The sequence below is a fragment of the Nostoc sp. genome, from assembly GCF_036917535.1.
In the GTDB taxonomy this organism is placed as follows: domain Bacteria; phylum Cyanobacteriota; class Cyanobacteriia; order Cyanobacteriales; family Nostocaceae; genus Nostoc.
In genome coordinates this window covers 1-18249 of record NZ_JBALDA010000001.1, presented here as the reverse complement: position 1 = coordinate 18249, position 18249 = coordinate 1, and the positions used below count along the sequence as shown (strand labels likewise).

Genomic DNA, 18249 nt, shown 5'->3' with positions numbered 1-18249 from the left:
GATTCTCTATCTTGCTACGAATTTCTGTGCTGCCTCTATTGCTGCTTCTAACTCTTGTCTACTGCTGGCTTTGACTTTCAGTTTCTTGCCATTAAACTCAATTTCTAGTTCAATAGTTTTGTTCCCAAGGCGATCGCCTAAAAATCCCATCAATGCTTTAATATTCTTGGCATTCACCTGCGCTGTTAGCCAACCTACAGCCAGCCCTGTAAGTGATTTGCTGTCTGCTGGTGCTTCTGCTTCACGGAAAAGACTAGCATCTTCCACTTCATCCAGTTCCAGCATCTGTTGCAATAGTCCCTGCGTTTGGGCTTGCAGTTCTTCATCATCTAAATCAGGCTCTTGCAAGGCGATGGTAATCTGGACGTTGGATGTACTCGCCATTTTCAACCTCTAATTGTGGTTAATGCTTAAATTATCATAAGTATCTTATACAATCTAACTAGTAATAATTCCGGTCTAGATTGCTGTAAATAGAAATTTTTACAATATACATAGCGTGCTATCAGTATAAAGCATATTGCAAAGTAACAATAAATACTATCTCTGACCACAGCAAGCTAGGCTTGATTTTGATTTACTTGGTTAATTTAGCGATATAAGAGCGATCGCTATTGCTGCCATATAAAATTTTACAGTTGCAGAATTTGTTTAATTTTATATTTTTATTCATAAATCGATATGATAAATAATATATCTATAGATATAACTAAAAGAACTATTTTTATTATAATTACACCTTTAGGCTCACGCAATTTCAACAAAAAACGTTAATACTAAAAAATAACTTTATCAGTATTAAATTTAGTTGTAATCAAAAATTACAGCCCAGACAACAAATAGAGAAAAAATTACGAACAATGGCAACTTCTACAGACCGCGATCAACAGATTCAAAAACTGCGTGAACTAATCAAAGATATTGATTATGGTATGTTTACCACAGTCGATGATGATGGCAGTTTGCATAGTTACCCCATGTCAAAGAGTGGTGAGATTAGCTCTGAGAGCATACTCTGGTTCTTTACGTACACTGGTTCCCATAAGGTGACTGAAATTGAACACCATGAGCAAGTCAATATTAGTTTTTCGTCACCCGAACAGCAGCGATATGTTTCTATATCAGGTACAGCACAACTTGTGAAAGACCGCAACAAGATGCGAGAGCTATGGAAGCCGGAGCTTCAAACTTGGTTTCCTAAAGGACTAGATGAACCCGATATTGCTTTGCTAAAGGTGAATATTAACCAAGTTGATTATTGGGATAGTGTATCGAGTTTCAAGCCGCAAACAATTAGTTTTTTGACTCCATCACGCCTTTAAGTCATTAAGAAGTCGTAATTCGTAATTCGTAATTTGTAGTTAACAATTCAATTACAAATTATTTTAAAACGTGTAAATGTTGGAAAAAATTAGCACTCAAGAAGTTATCTGCTATGCCAGGAGTTTACCGATCGCAACATTTATCAGTGGTATTGATGCTCTGGAAGTACTGCGGTAAAATCTAGCGATCGCCCGTGGCTTTCAACCAAAAAATAGTCGCCGCACCTTACAAGAACTGTTGCCACTATTACAACCTAATCCCGATTGCAGTTTTCTTGAATAAGTAACCAAGTTTGTCAAATCACTCGCTAAAGGCGAACCTAACCGCGAGAAGATTGCTTTGACAATCCTCTTAGATCAAGTGTGACATACTAAATTTAAGTATAAATTTGGAATTTCTTTTAACACAATAGTTGCTTTACTAACGTTAATCAAGGAAATGAAATTTATGCCTTACAAACAGACTACAGACTTACCTGATTCAGTCAAAGAGCATTTACCTAAGCACGCCCAAGAAATTTTTCGGGCTGCATTTAACAGTGCTCTAGAAGAATATGAGGAAGAAGAACGTGCCTTTCGTGTTGCTTGGAGTGCGGTAAAGCACGATTACGAAAAAGGCAACGATGGGCATTGGCACAAAAAGCCAGAATAGGTCATACCATTTGGAATTTTGAATTTTAGATTGGGAAAGAGTTCCGCGAAGTCTTATGAATTACCTTGTTACAGTTTTACCAGATCGAATACAAGCAGAAGCCGCCTACTCTGCTTTGGAAAAAGCAGGTTTGCCAACTTCACAAGTCAATATTTTGGGCAATGGTTATCAAAGTGCTGATGAATTTGGACTAATTGATCCCGACAAGCAAGCTAGCAAACAATCAACTCGGCTGTTATGGTGGCTTATACCCTTTGGATTTGTCGCAGGTTATGCCTTCAACTATCTCACAGAAATTGAAATATTTTCCCAGGTTACTCGATTTGGCAATGAATTTCTTGCTGGGATCTTAGGAGCTATAGCAGGTGCCCTGGGCGCTGGTTTAATCGGTCGAGGAGTCGGTTTAACAGTTGGCAGTGGCGATGCTTTAGCATATCGTAACCGTTTGAATGCTGGCAAATACCTAATTGTAGTTACCGGAAATGAGGATTTAACACGCGAAGCTACCCGCGTATTGCGTCCATTTGAACCAGAAAATATCCAAGGCTATACAGACTATTCACAAAACAGTAAACTTGTAGGGAAAGAGATAGGGAAGCAGAAGCCACAAGAATAAGAAGATAGTTGAGGAGTTAAAAGCTATGAGTGAGAAGCTTTAAGACAGAGTTAGACCTGAATAATGAGCAAAACACGCTATGCGCTAGACACGCTGGAACAAGTCGCCATGCTTATAACTGGGGGCTAGCTCTGCTCAAAGAACTCCTTAATCACAATAAGAGTAATCCTACAGATAAAATTAAATTTCCTACAGCAATAGACTTGCATAAATTGCATATTTAATTTTACTCCTATCTTTTTATATGTAAAATCGTAGTGTTTTTAAACGCTGAGGGACGCAAAGTAAGCGTAGAGTGTTTTGGAAGCAATGTTGTATTTAGGAAGTATCAGATGTTGCACAAACAATTGATTTATTGCTGGCAAAAATGGTTACTTCCCATCTTGATGCCTGCTACTGTGCAAATAGTGGTTCTAACATTAGGGGTATTGAGCATCTTGGGAAGCACTGCTCCTATGAGTCATGCTCAAGCTTTTTTTCCCACTTTTATTGCAGGTAAAGCTCAACTGTTAAGTACCACTAGGCACATCCAAGAGCAACAAACACCATCAAAATCAACAATGCTAAATGCCACTGTGTATCGCAGTCTTGATTGTAACTGTTGTGGCGGGTGGATTGCTCACTTAAAGGCACAGGGTTTTAAAATCACAGATTTTTCTACACCTGACATCGAAACAGTCAAACAAAAGTACAACGTGCCGGATAGCTTGTCATCTTGCCACACAGCAATTGTTAATGGATATGTGATTGAAGGACACGTCCCAGCAGACGACATCAAACGTCTGGTTCAAGAAAAGCCAAATGTTGTTGGTTTATCTGTTCCTCAAATGCCTGTAGGCACTCCTGGGATGGAAATGGGGAATCGAAAAGACCCGTTTTCTGTATTTTCCTTCGATCGCAATAACTCAGTTGCAGTATTCAATAAGTATAGTGGTGAGTCTTGAATGAATTAAAAGGGTCTTTTAACTCGCAACTCAGTACTCTTCATTTAGAACCAGTTTTGATCGACTGCGACAAATTACTTAACCATTTCCTCAACCAGAAGGCAGATGCTGCGCTTGCAACATTTTGAGAAAGAAACTCAATGGCATGGTTACAATCTTGCAGGCTGGCATCAAGTCCTATTGCATGATAAATTTCACGAGCATTGCAAAAGGCATCCATCGCTTCTGATTCTCGATTGATTTTTTGTAACACCAAACCCAAATTAAACCAGGTGTTTGCTTCCCCATTTCGGTCATTAAGATCCCTTCCGATCTCTAACGAATGCTGATAAAACTCCAACGCCCTTTGGTACTGTCCCAAAGCCTTATAAGCACCGCCCAATCCACTTAAGGCCATACTTTGACCATTGCGATCGCTGATGAATTTTGCCAGCCCTAACCATTGTTGGTAAAACTCAATTGCTAGTTGGTAAGATCCCAATGATTCATAAGTATTGCCCAAAATTCCCAGGCAAAGACCTTCACCAGTCCAATCACCTGTTTTCTTGGTTATACTCAACCATTGTTGGTAAAACTCTATCGCTTGCTCGTACTTACCCAGGTATTCATAAGTATTGCCCAAACTTCCCAAACAAATGCCTTCCCCAGTGCGATCGCCTATTTTCCTGGTTAGACTTAACCACTGGTAATAATATTCAATTGCTCGCTGATATTTGCCCACTGATTGGTAAGCGTTACCCAACCCAGATAAAGATTTGGCTTCTTCTAAGCGATCGCCTATTTCTGTTGCTATATCTAGCCACTGTTGATAGAACTCAATTGCTAGATGGTACTCTCCTAGTGACTGGTAAGCATTGCCCAAACTTCCCAAAGAAATCACTTCCCCGTTGCGATCGCCTGTTTCTCTGGCTTTTTCTAAGCACCGCTCTTCAAACTCAATGGACTCAATATTATTTGGTCCCCCGGATCTTATTACTTCTGTCATTCTCTATAGAACTTTTTGATCAATAAGCTGTCGATTATACAATTTTCTGCGGCTTTAAAACAGAATAAGTGCAACTTATGTCAAAATCGATAAATTCTTCTTCAATATCAAACTTTATTATATACGCACATTACAGTGTATAAAAAGCTTTTGTTGTTATTAACAAGTACATGAATATACCATGCTGAAAAACTTAGCTTTCTTAAAAGATATAGAAAAACCAAATTAATCAGCAGCAGCATAATCTGGCAATACATTCAGTTCTAAATTCACAGCACTTAAATAATTTTGATCGTTTAAAACTTGTGATGGTAATTTATCTGCATTCACAGCAGCTTTAACCAAATCTTTCGCAAGAATATTTCTCTTCTGAGTTTTTAATATTAGCGCTTCTCCGCTAGGAATACCATGTTGTTGCAGACCTCCTTGATAAGCAAAAGTAACTAGATTTGAAGGCTGGAGGTAATTCGCAGAAGTCGAGTTAGTGGATAAATTGTTAAAGTTCACAGCTATTGTTTCTCTGTTGTTGGTATTAGCTGTTTGAGCGCCAGCGATTCCAGGTACAAGAGTAATAGAAGCAAAAATCAATGCAGAATTTATCAAGGTCGCAAGTTTCATAAGTTATATTTAGGTAAAATGCAATCGGTGTTCTTTAGTAATAGAGTCTTCTTTATTATTAATCTCAACTTCCTTCAATCAGGTCATCTGATCGGTTGATCTATGACTCACCCAAAAGGGTGAACTGATTGAATGACACAAAGAGCAAAAGAGACTCCTTAAGCCTAGACACAGAAAAGATTGGTTGAAATTTTCAACTACAGAACTGAGGCGAGTTGAACATTTATGCAATTTTTCAATTCGCCTCTTGAGTTCCCCTAACAAAGCAGAGATTGCTGCTACAGGTGACTCAAATACTCTCATTCACTCAAGCTGAATCGTAAGTATTTCGCCGGATGTCAAAGAAAAACACTTCGTGCTGCTTTGCTAATGCGTCTCTACGCACCTAAAATTCTCGCTTGGGAGAAAAAACTTGACGGCAAAGCGTTTTTATAGTATAAATGTACTATAAAAATGCTTAAATGTTGCATAAAACTTTATCACTCCCGACTACGCCAATAGGAGAGTACAAAATAAATGAAGCTATCTAAGGTAGACTTGAGCAGTTTAGTAGCGATCGCTCATTCTGATGGATATTTGCAGTTGTTGCTTGACCGAGGTAACGAACTAGAGTTTTTGGAAATTCCAGCACCAATACAAGCTTATGAAGGATTGCAAGAACTAAACGAAGCGATTGCCGAAACGACTGCATTACCCTTTGAAGAAGAACCAATTGTCATGCTACCAGTTGTCTCATCAATGGCTATGGCTGTAGGCTATGATCGCAACGAACAGATTTTGCAAGTCGAATTTCAAAGTGGAGCGGTTTATCAGTACTTAGGCGTAGACGAGGATACTTGGGAAGATTTACATTCCTCTGACTCTATTGGCAGCTTTTTCAATCAAGAGATTAAAGGTAGATATGAGTGCGATCGTCTAGATGATGCAGATTAATGACTAATAACTGCATTTAAAGTTTTCAATAATTCTTGCGTTGTATAAGGTTTAGGTAAAAAAGCTGTATACTCAGCCCTTTTATCGATTGGTACTTGCTTGTTACCAGTCCACTAACAGCAATAATCGGCAATAGCGGATTGATGCCTTATCGCATCTACATTGATCTACGGACAAGAACCGATTCATTGGCGGTTGCTGACCACACACGAAGTTGTTTGCTTGGAACAAGCACTGCGAATGATTCAGTGGTATGGATGGCGATGGAAGATTGAATAACTTTTCGCCACTCTCAAAAAAGCGGGATTGAATTTAGAAGCGACTCAACTAGAGTCTGCGATCGCTATTCAATGCCTGACAATCCTGGCTTTGTCCGTAGCCTTTTGAATGAGTGATTTTTGACTTCTGCCTTGCGGTACTAGTCTATAAATTGAATTTAGTCATGCAGGCAGAGATGCTTGAGCCTTTTTGCTGCAAAACTTGCTTTAGAAAAAGTTAGGCGGTCTAAGTTGAGGTTTTTTCGGACTCATGCTTTTTTGAATTTTGAATTGCTTACACAGGCTGTGGTTTGAGTAAATCTGTTTTGGTAACAAATTCACTGAATGTACTTGCAACCTGCTGCGGTAATGCGATCGCTGGAGTTTGTAACGGCAACCTGGGAAATAATAATTCTGCGACTCGATAGGCTTCTTCCAGATGGGGATACCCTGAAAAAACGAAGGTATCAATTCCTAAATCGGTATATTCCAACATTCGGGCTGCAACTGTCTCTGGATCTCCGACTAAGGCAGTCCCAGCGCCGCCACGCACTAAGCCAACACCTGCCCATAAGTTGGGGCTAATTTCTAAGTTTTGGCGTTCGCGTAGCGTGCCGGAGGCAACCTCGCCATTGTGCAATTGGGCCATGCGGCGTTGTCCTTCTGATTCAGATTGACTAAATCGCTGATGTGCAGCTGCTATGGTTTCATCATCGACATACTGAATCAGTTCATTAGCTGCATCCCAAGCTTTTTGCGTAGTTTCGCGGACTATAACGTGCATCCGAATCCCAAAGCGGACTGTTCTACCTTGTTCTGCTGCTAATCGGCGTACTTTTGTAATCTTTTGAGCAACTTGATCTGGTGGTTCACCCCAAGTTAAATACACATCAATGTGTTTGGCAGCAACTTGGAGAGCAGCATCTGAAGAACCACCAAAATACAAAGTGGGATAAGGCTTTTGTATGGGAGGAAATTGCAGTTTTGCGCCTTGAACTTGCAAGTGGCGACCACTATAGCTTACTTCTTCACCTTGCATGAGCGATCGCCAAATTGTCAAAAACTCATCTGTAAGTTCATAACGCTGATCGTGATCTAAGAAAATCCCATCTTTAGCAAGTTCTTTTGTGTCGCCACCAGTGACAACATTCAGAATAATTCGACCGTTAGAAATCTGGTCAAAAGTCGCAGCCATCCTGACTGCCAAAGAAGGCGACATAATTGCTGGACGAAAGGCCACAAGAAACCGCAAGCGTTCTGTAACAGAAATTAACGAAGTAGCTACAATCCAAGTATCCTGTTTTTGTCCAGTACCAATCAGCATCCCACCATAACCCAATTTATCAACAGCTTGGGCGATTTGCTGCATATAAGGATAAGTGGCTGGTCGCCTGCCAATTGTAGTACCTAAATAACGCTCATCTCCTTGTGTCGGCAAATACCAAAAAACTTCCATGTTCCTATCTCCTGGTGCTATTTCTGACTGATGGTTTCGGGTGTTATAGCTGCATATTGTTCAGTAGTCAGCATTGCTTCCTTGATACTAATAGGTTTAGGAATAACTTTTTCTTTGGCAAACAAATCTGCAATCTTCTGTTGATTTTCCATGATTTCTGGCGTAATTGGTCTTAAACCGTAAGTTCGCCTTTCAACCATTGTTGTTAAAATATCTTCATCGATTTTCAGGTGAGGAACAATAAGTTTTACAACTTCCGCTCGGTTTTTCTCACCCCATTTACCTGTGTTATCTATCTCCTCAAGAACTAATCGCACTAATTTCGGATTTTCTGTGGCAAATTTTCGCGACGCCATGTAATATCCGCCTTGAGTAGCAATGCCACTAGCATCTCGCAAAACACGAGCATTTGCCTTTTTTTGGGCTACGGCTAAATAAGGGTCCCAAGTTACCCAAGCATCAATTTTTCCTTGAATAAAAGCATCACGGGCTTCAGAAGGAGGGAGACTAATAGCTTGAATATCACTATATTTCAAATTCGCCTCTTCCAAAGCTTTTATTAATAAGTAATGGGAAGCAGAACCCTTTTGAAAAACTACTTTTTTACCTTTGAGATCGGCTAAAGTGCGAATTGGTGAATTATTTTGAACAATAATTCCGCTTCCTTTACCAGTACTGGGTTTATTACTAGCAACATAAACCAAAGACGCACCAGCAGCTTGGGCAAATATCGGGGGAGTTTCGCCTACAGAGCCAATATCAACCCTACCCACATTCATCGCTTCCATCAGTTGTGGTCCAGCGGCAAATTGCGCCCATTCCACAGAAACACCTAAAGGCTTTAGACGTTTTTCTATCAATCCTTTAAGTCTGACAATATCCCCAGAAGTTTGATATCCCATTCGGACAACTTTGGTTTTCAAACCAGTGGTTTGATTTTCTGAATTTGGGGTTTGAACTGAGCAACTGATTAAGGTTGTTGAGATTGTTAATAATCCAGGTAAAAGGAATAGTGAAAAACCTTGGAAAATCTTAACTCGTGGCTGTTTGAAGGCGGGAATCATAGACGTGATACTTTATTTTTTTATTTGCTTTTGACTTACAGCAGATTGCAAGTTAATGAAGTACAAAAATACCCCTCCCATGTGAATGGCTCCCCAACCTACGCATCTGTTTCATTTTTTCTGGAATTGGTATAACCCCTTTAGACTTTTTGAAGCTGAAGGTTCTTTTGGAACAGTTCTTGAACGTTTTTCCAAGCATCAGCAGCAGCTTCGGCATTGTAGCTGGCACGATGGTTGCAGAAAAAGCCATGTCCTGCTCTGGGATAACGAAAGATAGCATGGGTAATTTGATTTTTCTTCAATTCAGCTTCGATCTGCTCTGTTTGTTCTAATGGAATTCCTTGATCATCAAGACCAAAGAAGGCGTAAATAGGGCCTTTAATATCGGAAGTGCGGGTGATGGTTGGTTCTCCACCGCCGGGAGTTGAGTTGGGAATACCGCCACCATAGAAGGAAGCTGTAACTTTAATATCTGGTAAAGTCGCAGCTAGGTAAACGACATGACCACCAAAGCAGAAACCAATGGAGCCGATCGCATCTTTTTGCACATTTGGTAGAGTTCTTAGATAGGCGATCATAGCCTTAATATCACTTAATATTTCATCTGCTGTAGTCTGCTGCTTATATTGTCTTCCTTGCTGGATATCTTCAGGGGTGTATCCACCCTCGTAACCGGGGGCGGTGCGTTGAAATAAAGTCGGGGCGATCGCCACATACCCCTCTTTGGCAAATTTCTCAGTAACTTCCCGAATGTGAATATTAACCCCAAAAATTTCCTGAATCACGATAACGGCTGGGAAGGTTCCCTGTTTTGCTGGTTGGGCTAAGTAAGCTTCAATTTGCAAATCTCCGTTAGGGACTTTAACTCGAGCAGTGCGAATTTCTGTGTTTGTCATCTTAGGATTAGCCTGCTATTGCTTTGAGGACGCAATGTTTTATGGTAAGTTTTTTACTATAATACTTAAAATCTACCGACTTAACGTAGTTTAAAAGTAGTATTTCACAAACAATCGGCAAAGGCAAGTCCTTTGATTTAGAAATGTAGATGAATATAAGACCATACCAAGAATCTGATGCTGAATCAGTCAGTGCTCTGTGGGATGAGGTGTTTCCTAATCACCCGTCGCACAGCAGCCCAAAATTGGTAATCAGTCAGAAGCTTGCTGTACAGCCTGAGTTGTTTTTCGTTACTGAGATTAACTCTGTAATTGTAGGCACTATAATGGCAGGATATGACGGGCATCGCGGTTGGCTATACACAGTTGCGGTCAGTCCTCAGTATCAACGGCAGGGTATTGGTAGCAAGCTAGTGCAGCACGCAGAGAAGGAATTGATAGCGATGGGATGCCTTAAAATCAATCTCCAAGTTCGTGTCTCCAACGCAGAAGTAGTTGAGTTTTATAGAAAACTAGGCTACCTCGTAGAAGAACGCATCAGTATGGGAAAGCTTGTTGCATAGATGTTTGGGAACAGAAAAACTTTAGAAATACGCCAGTATTACGGCAAAAGGTGATTGTAACTCTACCAAATTTAACCCAAATTAGGAGAAAAATTTATGAAGCTTAATGCAGTTCATCATATTCAAGTAACCTATCCTTTTGAAGTGGAGGAAGCAATACTGTTTTTCTACAGCGAAGTTTTGGGACTGACTGAAATTGCCAGACCTGAGGTAATGAAAAACGATTCAGGAGCATGGTACAAGTTGGGAGACATTGAACTGCACGTTAGTAGAGAGAAAAACGCCAATAATCAAGCATCTAGACGGCATTTTTGTTTCCAAGTCGATAACTTGAACGCCTTTGAAGTACACCTAAAAGAGTATGGGATAGAAATTATTCCCGATCAACGACCACTTCCAGGATGCGTGCGGTTTTTTCTTCGAGATCCCGGTGGGAATCGTATAGAGATTGCAGAGTTCGTTAAGAGTACTACGCAGCGACAAGCAGAGGATTTGCGATTAGAAAGACATTCAGCAACGGTGTCTTAAAGCATTTTTTAAGTATTTAGACCACAGATGAGACGGGAAGTGGGGGGTAGTGAAGCAATTTTTCTGTGGCTGTTCAGATTAGGAAATTTTTTTAGCTAGCTGATAACGGCACTTACTACAATATTTAACTAAAGAACAATGTCCTCACCTCGCTCGGTGAAGCGAACCTCTTTAATATTCCATTGAGCATTACTCGTTAGGGTTTTGCGGAGACTGCCAAACAGAGCAAACTGTTCACAACTAGAAAGAGAAGTTATTTGCCGCTTTGACTCAGGAGATATTCGTAAATCAACTGTAGCAATGCCATTTTTGATGTTGACACGATACCCAGACAAGCTAAAGTCGCTTGTATCATGTTTTTCTAAGATTTTACTCACGACATTTCTCACTGGTTGATCGGCTGGTACTGAAACCTTTTCTGGAATTAGTTTTTGACATTGAGTATCACTTGTGTATAGTGTTACGCTAGTAGTTTTGCTAGTGGCAACTTTAGAAGTTGATGAGGAAGGCGTATTTTCCTTAGAAGATTCTTGATTAGGAGATTTTTCTCTCAACTGAGCTACGCTAGGAATTTGGTTGGGAGCCTGAGACAATTGGCTATTCGTCGGTGCTGTGGTAGGGTATGAAGTTGCGCTGTCAATATTACTTGCCGTGGGGTTAGAACTACAACTACCGAGGCTCACAACCATTGTCACAAAAATAAGGGGGAAAAAATATTTCTTGATTATGTTCATAAATTTTGCTTATAAATGATGTTGCTATTATCAATTTCAGTATCGCAGGTATCAATTCCGCATAAATTCGTGAATATTGAGCCAGTCTATAAAGTGTCAAATCGAACTCTGTCAAAGTCAAATTTTATACTATATACCAAAATTACAACATCTGCTATTCAAGGAGCGATGTCTGACGACAAGCGGCTGACGCTCCTTCGTCGCTACCGCTTCGCTAATGCGTCTGGGTCAATTTTAAAAAGCTTGACTAAACAAGTAGGAATGCAGTAAACCAGAGAATTGCTGCAACCAGTAGTACTGCATCTATACTTGCTGTTCGTGTTAAATAAATTTGGCAAGAGTAAAATCAATTCCTTGCACAATAGAGGTAAATCGTGCTGTTTTAGAAAAACAGCAAAAACTTGTGCTTTTAGGTTACTGATTAAAAGCAAATTGCAAAGCAAATTACTAGTTTTCACTACTTTTTTGTTTCGTCAATTGCTGTACTAATAATTGCACTCCCAAAGCCAACAAACCAATTGCTACTATACCAAAAATCCCGCTACCTAAAGCAACTACACCAACAACCAGAGTGCGGACAGCAGAAGAAATCTTCACCACTAATGGATTGATTGAATGGATTGGTTTACTAGCAAAATTTGTCGCGATCGCAATCATCAGCGAATACGCTGCAAATCCCATCCCTCCAGAAATCACCGCTCCAGTAAAACAGCGTAACGGACTAGCTGTCACCTGTTCTTTAGCATCTGTTTGCGGCGTTAGATTTTGGTCATTCATAATATTTAGATTTTAGATGTTAGATTTTGGATTGGAGCATTAGAAATAATTATTGTCCTCAGCTAATCGTCATTCAAATTGCATCTCTGCCTCTTTACTAGCAATTTTAACTATGCAACTAAAAACTTATCAGCTTATTTTTTATACTCGATTTAACGAAAAAGATTTATTTAAATTGAAGATGCCACCTGAATACCATGTGTAATTGTCCGAGTCACAAACAATTCTAAGTCTTCATCAAGAATTGCTTCTTTAATTTGTAACTTGACTTGTTCTGCTTGCTGTTGAGACTCAAAAAGAGCAAATACTGTTGGGCCAGAACCAGACATCATTGTTCCTAAAACACCTTTTTGATTTGCAAACACTTCTCGCAGTTGCAAGACTTGGGGATAGTCTGGCAATACAACTCGTTCTAAATCATTGTGTAGTTTTCGGGCAATTTCTCCCGCATCTTTATCTAGGACAGCTTTTACTATTGCTCTTGAATGAACTGCATTAGCACGCGCTGTCAAGTTGTCGCTATCTCTAATATAAGAATGACCAAACTGCTGTCGATAGGTTTTGTATGCCCAAGCGGTAGAAACTTCCAAACTGCGGTATTTTGCTAATACTATATAGATACTATCCAAACTTGGCAGCAAAGAAAGTTGCTCACCTCTACCTGTTGCGATCGCAGTTCCACCCGCCACACAAAATGGTACATCTGAACCAAGTGTACCTCCCAATTCCTCTAATTCTGACTGAGTTAATCCCAACTTCCACAGTAAATCTATCCCCACCAACACAGCTGCTGCATTCGTCGAACCCCCAGCCAATCCAGCAGCGACAGGAATCTGCTTGTTGATAGTAACTTCCACGCCTCCATATTTAGCAAAGGCTTTGGGAAATTGCCTCACCATTAATTCTGCTGCTCGATATGCCAGATTACTTTTATCTATTGGTACTTGTGGGTGGTTGCAGTGAACCCTAATGATATCAGTACTAATGGAACGCACATCAATTTGGTCTGCAAGCCCGATACTTTGAAGTATCATGGCTAATTCGTGATAACCATCAGGGCGATCGCCAATGATTTCCAGATACAAGTTGATTTTAGCAGGGGCAATTAGGCTGTAAGAACGCATTTTCTGGGAGTGGGAAGGTGGGGCCCCTCTGAGGATAAGGGGTAATGGGGAATGGGGAATGGAAAATGAAGTATGGAGAATAGAAAAAATCTGCCTTGTTCCTTACTCCCTACTCTCCACTCCCAATTCATTTGCTAGAATAACCCATTGCTGAACGCTGAGGTCTTCAGCTCTGGCTTGGGGATTTATTTTTAATTGTTCCAGTAAGTGGCTCAAGCGATCGCGTTCTATAACTGATTGCAAATTATTTCGTAACATTTTGCGTTTTGCACCAAACCCCAATTTTAAGAAATTTTCTAACTGTCGGGGATTAAGTGCTGGTATCTCTATTTTTCGGGGACGCAATCGCACCACTGCTGAATCGACTTTTGGCGGTGGATGGAATGCGGCCGCTGGGACTGTGCAGATTAACTCACACTCAGCCAAATACTGTACTCGCACACTCAACGCTCCAAAAGCTTTTGATCCTGGTTTAGCATATAACCTTTCTGCTACTTCTTTTTGTACCAGCAACACTATTGAGTCAAATGGTTCGGGGTTAGGATCAGCGATCGTACCGAGTAGTTTCTCAATAATTGGCCCTGTAATGTTGTAGGGAATATTCGCTACTACCTTATTTGGTTTTTGGAAATTGGGAAACGCTGCCAGATAAGATGGTAAATCTAGAGTAAGAAAATCGCCTTGCAGCAGTAAAAAATTTTCAGTCTTACCAAGCTGCTTTGATAACAGTTGGCATAAGTCGCGGTCTATTTCAACTGCAACCAGAGATTGTACTAAGGGTAATAAGCGACGAGTCAGAATGCCAGTTCCAGGCCCAATTTCCAAGACGCGATCGCTTTTGAGGGAGCGATCGCTTTCTGTACACTCAGCTGCTTTAATAATTGCGTCGAGCGCCTTTTCACTTTTGAGCCAATGTTGAGCAAAGACCTTACGAGGTCGGATCATCTGTATTTATTGCCTAGTCTAGTTTTTAGCTTTTTCTCAAAAATTCATTATAAATTTTGAAGCCCCTCTACAGCGCTAGACTCACTGTAACGCCTATTCTTCTCTTGCAAACGCTCCGCGAACATCGCGTAAATGTGCATATACAGCAGTTTTCTTTTGCATGAAGTACAAAGTTACGGGTTTTGAGGCAGGAGGCAGGAGGCAGCTATGCTGGAGGTAGAAACTATTTTTATTTGATGTTGAGTCTTGCATTTTGTACCTCATTTACTTGCAAACTGCTGTAAGTGTCACCTATAGGATGGAAGTCTTAGAATCGCAAGCTCCGCAACAATTTATGTGGATTTATCCAGTTCAAAGAGTCATTTTAATTTTAACAGGATGTGGAAAGTCAGAAAGTAGTACAAACGACAAAACATTTCTTGATCGCCGCACTTAAAAAAACTTTTCGAGTTATTTAACACTGTTAGGATTGATTTAAAGACTTGTGGAATCTGCTCTTCCTAAACAGACTGGACTTGCATAAATTACTGTCTACAATTTTTGACTCACATCATGAACCGCTTTACCTCTATTTTGCTCGCCGGCTTGATAGCATCTGCTTCAGCTTTGGCGATTTCTCCAAAAGCTGATGCTAATACACCAACGTCTTATCTTGCTGAGTTAGATAGCTACAGCTATCAACGCAACGATGATGGTAACTATGAACGTCAGAGTCGTCACTACAAAAATGATGATTATGACCGCGAAAACGACCTTCGCAACATTCGTGACGATCATAATCGCCGCTATTACCGCGACAATTATCGTCGCTATAACCGCGATCATAACCGTCGCTATGAACGCGACAATTACCGCCGCTATGACCGCGATCATAATCGTCGCTATGAACGCGATAATAACCTTCGCAATATTCGTGATAATTACCGTCGCTATGAACGCGATAATTACCGCCGCTATGACCACGATAATAATCGTCGCTATAAACGCGATAATAACCTTCGCAATATTCGTGATAATTACCGTCGCTATGAACGCGATAATTACCGTCGCCATGACCGCGATCGCGACTGGCGTCGTGGTTAATACCTTTGTCTATCTATTAAGCTTAGTTCCAAGTGAACTAAGCATTGATTCTACTTGGCGGTAGGACAGACACAATCTCTTTTTCCACTCATTCTAATATCTGACTTTTCACTCCTATCTAGAAAACCTCGCTTCTATTTCCTAGTAAGAAAGCTTGCTCAGGGCTTAGGTTTAGCGTTAGCTTTTCTATATAATGTGAAAAGTCAGATTTTTACTAAATCAAGAATTTGCCCTCAGACTATAAGTCTTTTTCTCAATTACGAATTACGTTAGCGTAGCGGGGCGTAGCCCATTACGAATTACGAATTAATATCACGACCTTGGCCGCAACAATTGCACAAAGGTATCACTCACAGTATGGTCTTTGGTATCGGCGGCGTATTGAACTAATTTTTCCTTCAGTTCTTTTGCTGCATCTAACGGGAGTAAGGTTGCTAGCAAAAAGTAGACACCACGAAAACGGGGATTGTCCATGTGGTCCAGGAGACAGTTTTGAGCTTCCTCACTCTCGCCGAGAAAGCTTTGCACTAAAAAGAAATCCATAATCTTATCGTGGCGGAAGTACCATTCTCTCTTGGCTTCGCCTTTTTCGTCTTGCCACTGACGAAGGAAACGCCAAGGACGCAAAGGAACAGAAGGAAGAAATGTTTAACTGAACTGTATTGGACTATATCTAAATTTGTCTCAAGGCGAAATTGATTTATTTGGTTATAGGTAAAAACTTCAGAGTAATATTATTAGCTTCCCAGTATTCTTTAGCTGAATTTAAAATATCTAATGCTATTTGGTACTGTGTCGGTTCAGCTTGAGCAAAGATTTCAGCATGGTCATACAATATGACGTATTTCTCAGCCGGGCACCATGTTAAATAGGTGATACATTCATCAAAAGCATCCCAGTTAGCACCAAAGTATGTAGGAAATTGCATTACTTCAGCAGCTTTACTTAAAAATGTTTCTTTGCTATTAATTTTTTTACCATCAAGATAAAAAACTTTAGTTCCTGGTTCTGCAGCTATTTGTTCCACTGCTTTAAGTATGTCTTGTTTTACATTTACTGACGAAACGTTTAAAAATTCACTCATTTATTCCTCCTTACTTATCACGACTACTAAATGACTTCTTGAAAGCTATTGTAGTGATCGGCAGTATAGTAAATTCGTTATTTTGCCCAGTAATCAGACGGCGACTACCTCTATCTGTTGCTCCGGGAGTTGGTACTGTGTACTCTCTGTAATATCCTCGCGGTTGTGGTGGCAGTAATCCTTCAAGGTTTTTGAACACAATGCCATCTTTGCTATAAGGGTAAGATCCGCCTACGGAAATAAGATTGATAGTAGCTTGAACTTCTGGAGGTAATTTACTAAGGTCAACTTGTGGTATTACACTCATTATAAATACTTTATTTGATTTTCTCAATCACTAGCTGAAGGATATATAGAAGTTGAACGCTATGAACTTGATTTTGAGAATGAGACAAAGTGAGGGTTGTGTGAATATTAGATAAAACTCACTTAGTTATTGAGTAATGTTATAATCAATATAAAACTTTAAAGATAAAAATATTATGAATTTAGCTGTAAAAACTACCTCCCCAATAACAGTACCTAAGTTAATTTATGATGTGTTGATTGAAAATCAACAAGATGGCACAGTAAAAGCAATATTGTTAGGGTTACCAGACTGTCAAGGCTCAGGAAATACGGAAACTGAAACAATAGAAAAACTAAGTCAAAGTTTGCAAACTCGGTTAGAAACAGCCAAGATTGTGACTTTAGAAATTGAAGCACCCAAAGTAGAAAATCCTTGGATGAAAATAGCTGGTAAATATAAAGATGAGCCACAATTTGACGAGATGCTGGAATATATAGAAGAATATCGACGTGAATTAGATAAAAGAAGGTAGTTAAGGTAAATTGAGATGTGAATAATTTAAGAATATTAGATACGGATCATCTATCTTTAATCCAAAGGGGTAATCCATCTATTAAAAAGCGATTAAATACATTTAATCCTCAAGATATTGCTATAACTATTGTGACGGATACTGAACGGTAAATACCCTTTTATAACACCTGTGTTATCACCAACACTAATTACTAATTTTTTAAAACTTGATTGATCAAAATGCATTTTAGTGAGTGTATTTATTACTCTACCTATTACACTGATTTGTTGACCTGATTGCTGAACTATTTCTATAATTTTATCTGCGGCAAAAGCTTTAGGTTCTGATGTTGATTCAAGAACAGCAGCTTGTTTTGGTCTAACAAACCCAGGAAATATATCAGTACCAAGTTTTGTAGAGCGATCGCACCAATAACACTTACCATAAGTTCGGCTGTAATAATGGCTGTCTAACTTTCCACAAATAGTTAACTCATTAACAGCAAGTCTGAGCGCCTTTACCCAATCCCCAGCAGTTGGGCGCAAGTTAGAATTTTTATAACCATCGTTAAAGCATTTGAGAAAACATCGCTGAACCTCTGGGTGAACAATCTCAAGAGGAATTATCCTGTCTACAGGTTGAATCAAGCTGTTTGGTGCATACAGCCATAAACCATGACGGATACGATCATTAGTTTCTGGAGTTTCCCCAGCACCTATCCACTTTCCTGCAAAAGGACTTTCACCACCAAACAACAACTGATAGATAAAAGACTTGTCGCTAAATAAGAGCAAAAAATGATGAAATAGAATTCTCACTTTCACTCATCAATTTATGCAGCTATCAAGTAGAAATTCCACAGGTC

23 protein-coding genes and 2 pseudogenes are annotated in these 18249 nt (G+C 39.8%); 11 read left to right on the top strand and 14 right to left on the bottom strand.

Annotation, left to right across the window (positions count from 1 at the left end):
• Positions 1 to 6 precede the first annotated feature (6 nt).
• A complete protein-coding gene (locus V7K56_RS00125) occupies positions 7 to 384 on the bottom strand; it encodes a hypothetical protein (RefSeq protein WP_334906396.1) in 378 nt (125 codons plus the stop codon).
• A gap of 476 nt (positions 385 to 860) precedes the next feature.
• Here V7K56_RS00125 and V7K56_RS00120 point away from each other — a divergent pair, with 476 nt between their 5' ends.
• The 5 genes from V7K56_RS00120 (at position 861) to V7K56_RS00100 (ending at position 3534) form a co-directional block, all read left to right on the top strand.
• Positions 861 to 1322 carry a pyridoxamine 5'-phosphate oxidase family protein gene (locus tag V7K56_RS00120; RefSeq protein ID WP_334906394.1) on the top strand — a complete coding sequence of 154 codons (462 nt, stop codon included), beginning with the start codon at positions 861 to 863 and terminating at the stop codon, positions 1320 to 1322.
• Between the two features lie 448 nt (positions 1323 to 1770).
• Positions 1771 to 1974: a ChaB family protein gene (locus tag V7K56_RS00115; protein WP_334906392.1), complete on the top strand. Its 204-nt coding sequence runs from the start codon at positions 1771 to 1773 to the stop codon at positions 1972 to 1974.
• A 55-nt stretch (positions 1975 to 2029) separates the two neighbouring features.
• Entirely contained in the window at positions 2030 to 2590 is a 561-nt protein-coding gene (locus tag V7K56_RS00110; RefSeq protein WP_334906390.1) for a hypothetical protein, read from the top strand.
• A 29-nt stretch (positions 2591 to 2619) separates the two neighbouring features.
• Positions 2620 to 2814 (top strand): helix-turn-helix domain-containing protein, encoded by a 195-nt coding sequence (locus tag V7K56_RS00105; protein ID WP_334906388.1) that lies wholly within the window; start codon positions 2620 to 2622, stop codon positions 2812 to 2814.
• Between the two features lie 108 nt (positions 2815 to 2922).
• Positions 2923 to 3534, top strand: coding sequence for a DUF411 domain-containing protein (locus tag V7K56_RS00100; RefSeq protein WP_334906386.1), 612 nt, complete (start codon positions 2923 to 2925; stop codon positions 3532 to 3534).
• 40 nt (positions 3535 to 3574) lie between these two features.
• Here the strand turns inward: V7K56_RS00100 and V7K56_RS00095 are convergent, their stop codons facing one another.
• Positions 3575 to 4519, bottom strand: a complete 945-nt coding sequence (locus V7K56_RS00095) for a tetratricopeptide repeat protein (protein WP_334906384.1) — start codon at positions 4517 to 4519, stop codon at positions 3575 to 3577.
• Positions 4520 to 4744: 225 nt separating this feature from the next.
• Positions 4745 to 5137, bottom strand: coding sequence for a hypothetical protein (locus V7K56_RS00090; RefSeq protein ID WP_334906382.1), 393 nt, complete (start codon positions 5135 to 5137; stop codon positions 4745 to 4747).
• A 516-nt stretch (positions 5138 to 5653) separates the two neighbouring features.
• Between V7K56_RS00090 and V7K56_RS00085 the strand changes: the two genes are divergently transcribed.
• Together V7K56_RS00085 and V7K56_RS00080 are read left to right on the top strand one after the other, a co-directional pair.
• On the top strand, positions 5654 to 6070 hold the full coding sequence (locus V7K56_RS00085) for a KTSC domain-containing protein (protein WP_334906380.1): 417 nt from the start codon (positions 5654 to 5656) through the stop codon (positions 6068 to 6070).
• A 171-nt stretch (positions 6071 to 6241) separates the two neighbouring features.
• Positions 6242 to 6451, top strand: a pseudogene (locus V7K56_RS00080) (IS4-like element ISSysp3 family transposase); the annotation flags it as partial.
• Between the two features lie 171 nt (positions 6452 to 6622).
• Here the strand turns inward: V7K56_RS00080 and ssuD are convergent.
• The 3 genes from ssuD to V7K56_RS00065 all read right to left on the bottom strand — a co-directional run bounded on the left by ssuD (position 6623) and on the right by V7K56_RS00065 (position 9743).
• Entirely contained in the window at positions 6623 to 7783 is a 1161-nt protein-coding gene (gene ssuD / locus V7K56_RS00075; protein ID WP_334906378.1) for an FMNH2-dependent alkanesulfonate monooxygenase, read from the bottom strand.
• A gap of 17 nt (positions 7784 to 7800) precedes the next feature.
• Positions 7801 to 8847: a sulfonate ABC transporter substrate-binding protein gene (locus V7K56_RS00070; protein WP_334906376.1), complete on the bottom strand. Its 1047-nt coding sequence runs from the start codon at positions 8845 to 8847 to the stop codon at positions 7801 to 7803.
• Between the two features lie 140 nt (positions 8848 to 8987).
• Positions 8988 to 9743, bottom strand: a complete 756-nt coding sequence (locus V7K56_RS00065) for a dienelactone hydrolase family protein (protein WP_334906374.1) — start codon at positions 9741 to 9743, stop codon at positions 8988 to 8990.
• A gap of 149 nt (positions 9744 to 9892) precedes the next feature.
• Between V7K56_RS00065 and V7K56_RS00060 the strand changes: the two genes are divergently transcribed.
• Both V7K56_RS00060 and V7K56_RS00055 read left to right on the top strand, forming a co-directional pair.
• A complete protein-coding gene (locus V7K56_RS00060) occupies positions 9893 to 10306 on the top strand; it encodes a GNAT family acetyltransferase (protein ID WP_334906372.1) in 414 nt (137 codons plus the stop codon).
• A 96-nt stretch (positions 10307 to 10402) separates the two neighbouring features.
• Entirely contained in the window at positions 10403 to 10834 is a 432-nt protein-coding gene (locus V7K56_RS00055; RefSeq protein WP_334906370.1) for a VOC family protein, read from the top strand.
• Positions 10835 to 10962: 128 nt separating this feature from the next.
• On the opposite strand, the gene V7K56_RS00050 is transcribed toward V7K56_RS00055, so the two are convergent.
• The 4 genes from V7K56_RS00050 to rsmA form a co-directional block, all read right to left on the bottom strand.
• Complete coding sequence (locus V7K56_RS00050) at positions 10963 to 11568, bottom strand: sporulation/spore germination protein (protein ID WP_334906368.1); 606 nt, start codon at positions 11566 to 11568, stop codon at positions 10963 to 10965.
• 447 nt (positions 11569 to 12015) lie between these two features.
• Positions 12016 to 12345: a DUF3082 domain-containing protein gene (locus V7K56_RS00045; RefSeq protein ID WP_289795015.1), complete on the bottom strand. Its 330-nt coding sequence runs from the start codon at positions 12343 to 12345 to the stop codon at positions 12016 to 12018.
• A gap of 170 nt (positions 12346 to 12515) precedes the next feature.
• Positions 12516 to 13469, bottom strand: coding sequence for a 4-(cytidine 5'-diphospho)-2-C-methyl-D-erythritol kinase (ispE, locus tag V7K56_RS00040; RefSeq protein ID WP_334906366.1), 954 nt, complete (start codon positions 13467 to 13469; stop codon positions 12516 to 12518).
• 102 nt (positions 13470 to 13571) lie between these two features.
• Positions 13572 to 14414: a 16S rRNA (adenine(1518)-N(6)/adenine(1519)-N(6))-dimethyltransferase RsmA gene (gene rsmA, locus V7K56_RS00035; protein WP_334906364.1), complete on the bottom strand. Its 843-nt coding sequence runs from the start codon at positions 14412 to 14414 to the stop codon at positions 13572 to 13574.
• A gap of 552 nt (positions 14415 to 14966) precedes the next feature.
• Between rsmA and V7K56_RS00030 the strand changes: the two genes are divergently transcribed.
• Positions 14967 to 15497: a hypothetical protein gene (locus tag V7K56_RS00030; RefSeq protein WP_334906362.1), complete on the top strand. Its 531-nt coding sequence runs from the start codon at positions 14967 to 14969 to the stop codon at positions 15495 to 15497.
• A gap of 312 nt (positions 15498 to 15809) precedes the next feature.
• On the opposite strand, the pseudogene V7K56_RS00025 reads toward V7K56_RS00030, so the two are convergent.
• The 3 genes and pseudogenes from V7K56_RS00025 to V7K56_RS00015 form a co-directional block, all read right to left on the bottom strand.
• Positions 15810 to 16103 (bottom strand): annotated as a pseudogene (locus tag V7K56_RS00025) (HEAT repeat domain-containing protein); the annotation flags it as partial.
• Between the two features lie 94 nt (positions 16104 to 16197).
• The gene (locus V7K56_RS00020; RefSeq protein WP_334906360.1) at positions 16198 to 16581 is read right to left on the bottom strand and encodes a barstar family protein; all 384 of its coding nucleotides are present in this window, start codon (positions 16579 to 16581) and stop codon (positions 16198 to 16200) included.
• 10 nt (positions 16582 to 16591) lie between these two features.
• Positions 16592 to 16888, bottom strand: coding sequence for a ribonuclease domain-containing protein (locus V7K56_RS00015; protein WP_334906358.1), 297 nt, complete (start codon positions 16886 to 16888; stop codon positions 16592 to 16594).
• Positions 16889 to 17063: 175 nt separating this feature from the next.
• Between V7K56_RS00015 and V7K56_RS00010 the strand changes: the two genes are divergently transcribed.
• Positions 17064 to 17402: a hypothetical protein gene (locus V7K56_RS00010; protein ID WP_334906356.1), complete on the top strand. Its 339-nt coding sequence runs from the start codon at positions 17064 to 17066 to the stop codon at positions 17400 to 17402.
• A 92-nt stretch (positions 17403 to 17494) separates the two neighbouring features.
• On the opposite strand, the gene V7K56_RS00005 is transcribed toward V7K56_RS00010, so the two are convergent.
• A complete protein-coding gene (locus V7K56_RS00005; RefSeq protein WP_334906354.1) occupies positions 17495 to 18202 on the bottom strand; it encodes a hypothetical protein in 708 nt (235 codons plus the stop codon).
• Positions 18203 to 18249 lie beyond the last annotated feature (47 nt).

Coding starts and splice junctions, on each gene's coding strand:
- V7K56_RS00070 (WP_334906376.1), bottom strand. CDS start 8,847: ATGATTCCCGCCTTCAAACAGCCACGAGTTAAGATTTTCCAAGGTTTT.
- V7K56_RS00120 (WP_334906394.1), top strand. CDS start 861: ATGGCAACTTCTACAGACCGCGATCAACAGATTCAAAAACTGCGTGAA.
- V7K56_RS00015 (WP_334906358.1), bottom strand. CDS start 16,888: ATGAGTGTAATACCACAAGTTGACCTTAGTAAATTACCTCCAGAAGTT.
- V7K56_RS00065 (WP_334906374.1), bottom strand. CDS start 9,743: ATGACAAACACAGAAATTCGCACTGCTCGAGTTAAAGTCCCTAACGGA.
- V7K56_RS00110 (WP_334906390.1), top strand. CDS start 2,030: ATGAATTACCTTGTTACAGTTTTACCAGATCGAATACAAGCAGAAGCC.
- V7K56_RS00085 (WP_334906380.1), top strand. CDS start 5,654: ATGAAGCTATCTAAGGTAGACTTGAGCAGTTTAGTAGCGATCGCTCAT.
- V7K56_RS00090 (WP_334906382.1), bottom strand. CDS start 5,137: ATGAAACTTGCGACCTTGATAAATTCTGCATTGATTTTTGCTTCTATT.
- ispE (WP_334906366.1), bottom strand. CDS start 13,469: ATGCGTTCTTACAGCCTAATTGCCCCTGCTAAAATCAACTTGTATCTG.
- V7K56_RS00010 (WP_334906356.1), top strand. CDS start 17,064: ATGAATTTAGCTGTAAAAACTACCTCCCCAATAACAGTACCTAAGTTA.
- V7K56_RS00115 (WP_334906392.1), top strand. CDS start 1,771: ATGCCTTACAAACAGACTACAGACTTACCTGATTCAGTCAAAGAGCAT.
- V7K56_RS00055 (WP_334906370.1), top strand. CDS start 10,403: ATGAAGCTTAATGCAGTTCATCATATTCAAGTAACCTATCCTTTTGAA.
- V7K56_RS00045 (WP_289795015.1), bottom strand. CDS start 12,345: ATGAATGACCAAAATCTAACGCCGCAAACAGATGCTAAAGAACAGGTG.
- V7K56_RS00020 (WP_334906360.1), bottom strand. CDS start 16,581: ATGAGTGAATTTTTAAACGTTTCGTCAGTAAATGTAAAACAAGACATA.
- V7K56_RS00050 (WP_334906368.1), bottom strand. CDS start 11,568: ATGAACATAATCAAGAAATATTTTTTCCCCCTTATTTTTGTGACAATG.
- V7K56_RS00100 (WP_334906386.1), top strand. CDS start 2,923: ATGTTGCACAAACAATTGATTTATTGCTGGCAAAAATGGTTACTTCCC.
- V7K56_RS00095 (WP_334906384.1), bottom strand. CDS start 4,519: ATGACAGAAGTAATAAGATCCGGGGGACCAAATAATATTGAGTCCATT.
- V7K56_RS00030 (WP_334906362.1), top strand. CDS start 14,967: ATGAACCGCTTTACCTCTATTTTGCTCGCCGGCTTGATAGCATCTGCT.
- rsmA (WP_334906364.1), bottom strand. CDS start 14,414: ATGATCCGACCTCGTAAGGTCTTTGCTCAACATTGGCTCAAAAGTGAA.
- V7K56_RS00125 (WP_334906396.1), bottom strand. CDS start 384: ATGGCGAGTACATCCAACGTCCAGATTACCATCGCCTTGCAAGAGCCT.
- V7K56_RS00060 (WP_334906372.1), top strand. CDS start 9,893: ATGAATATAAGACCATACCAAGAATCTGATGCTGAATCAGTCAGTGCT.
- ssuD (WP_334906378.1), bottom strand. CDS start 7,783: ATGGAAGTTTTTTGGTATTTGCCGACACAAGGAGATGAGCGTTATTTA.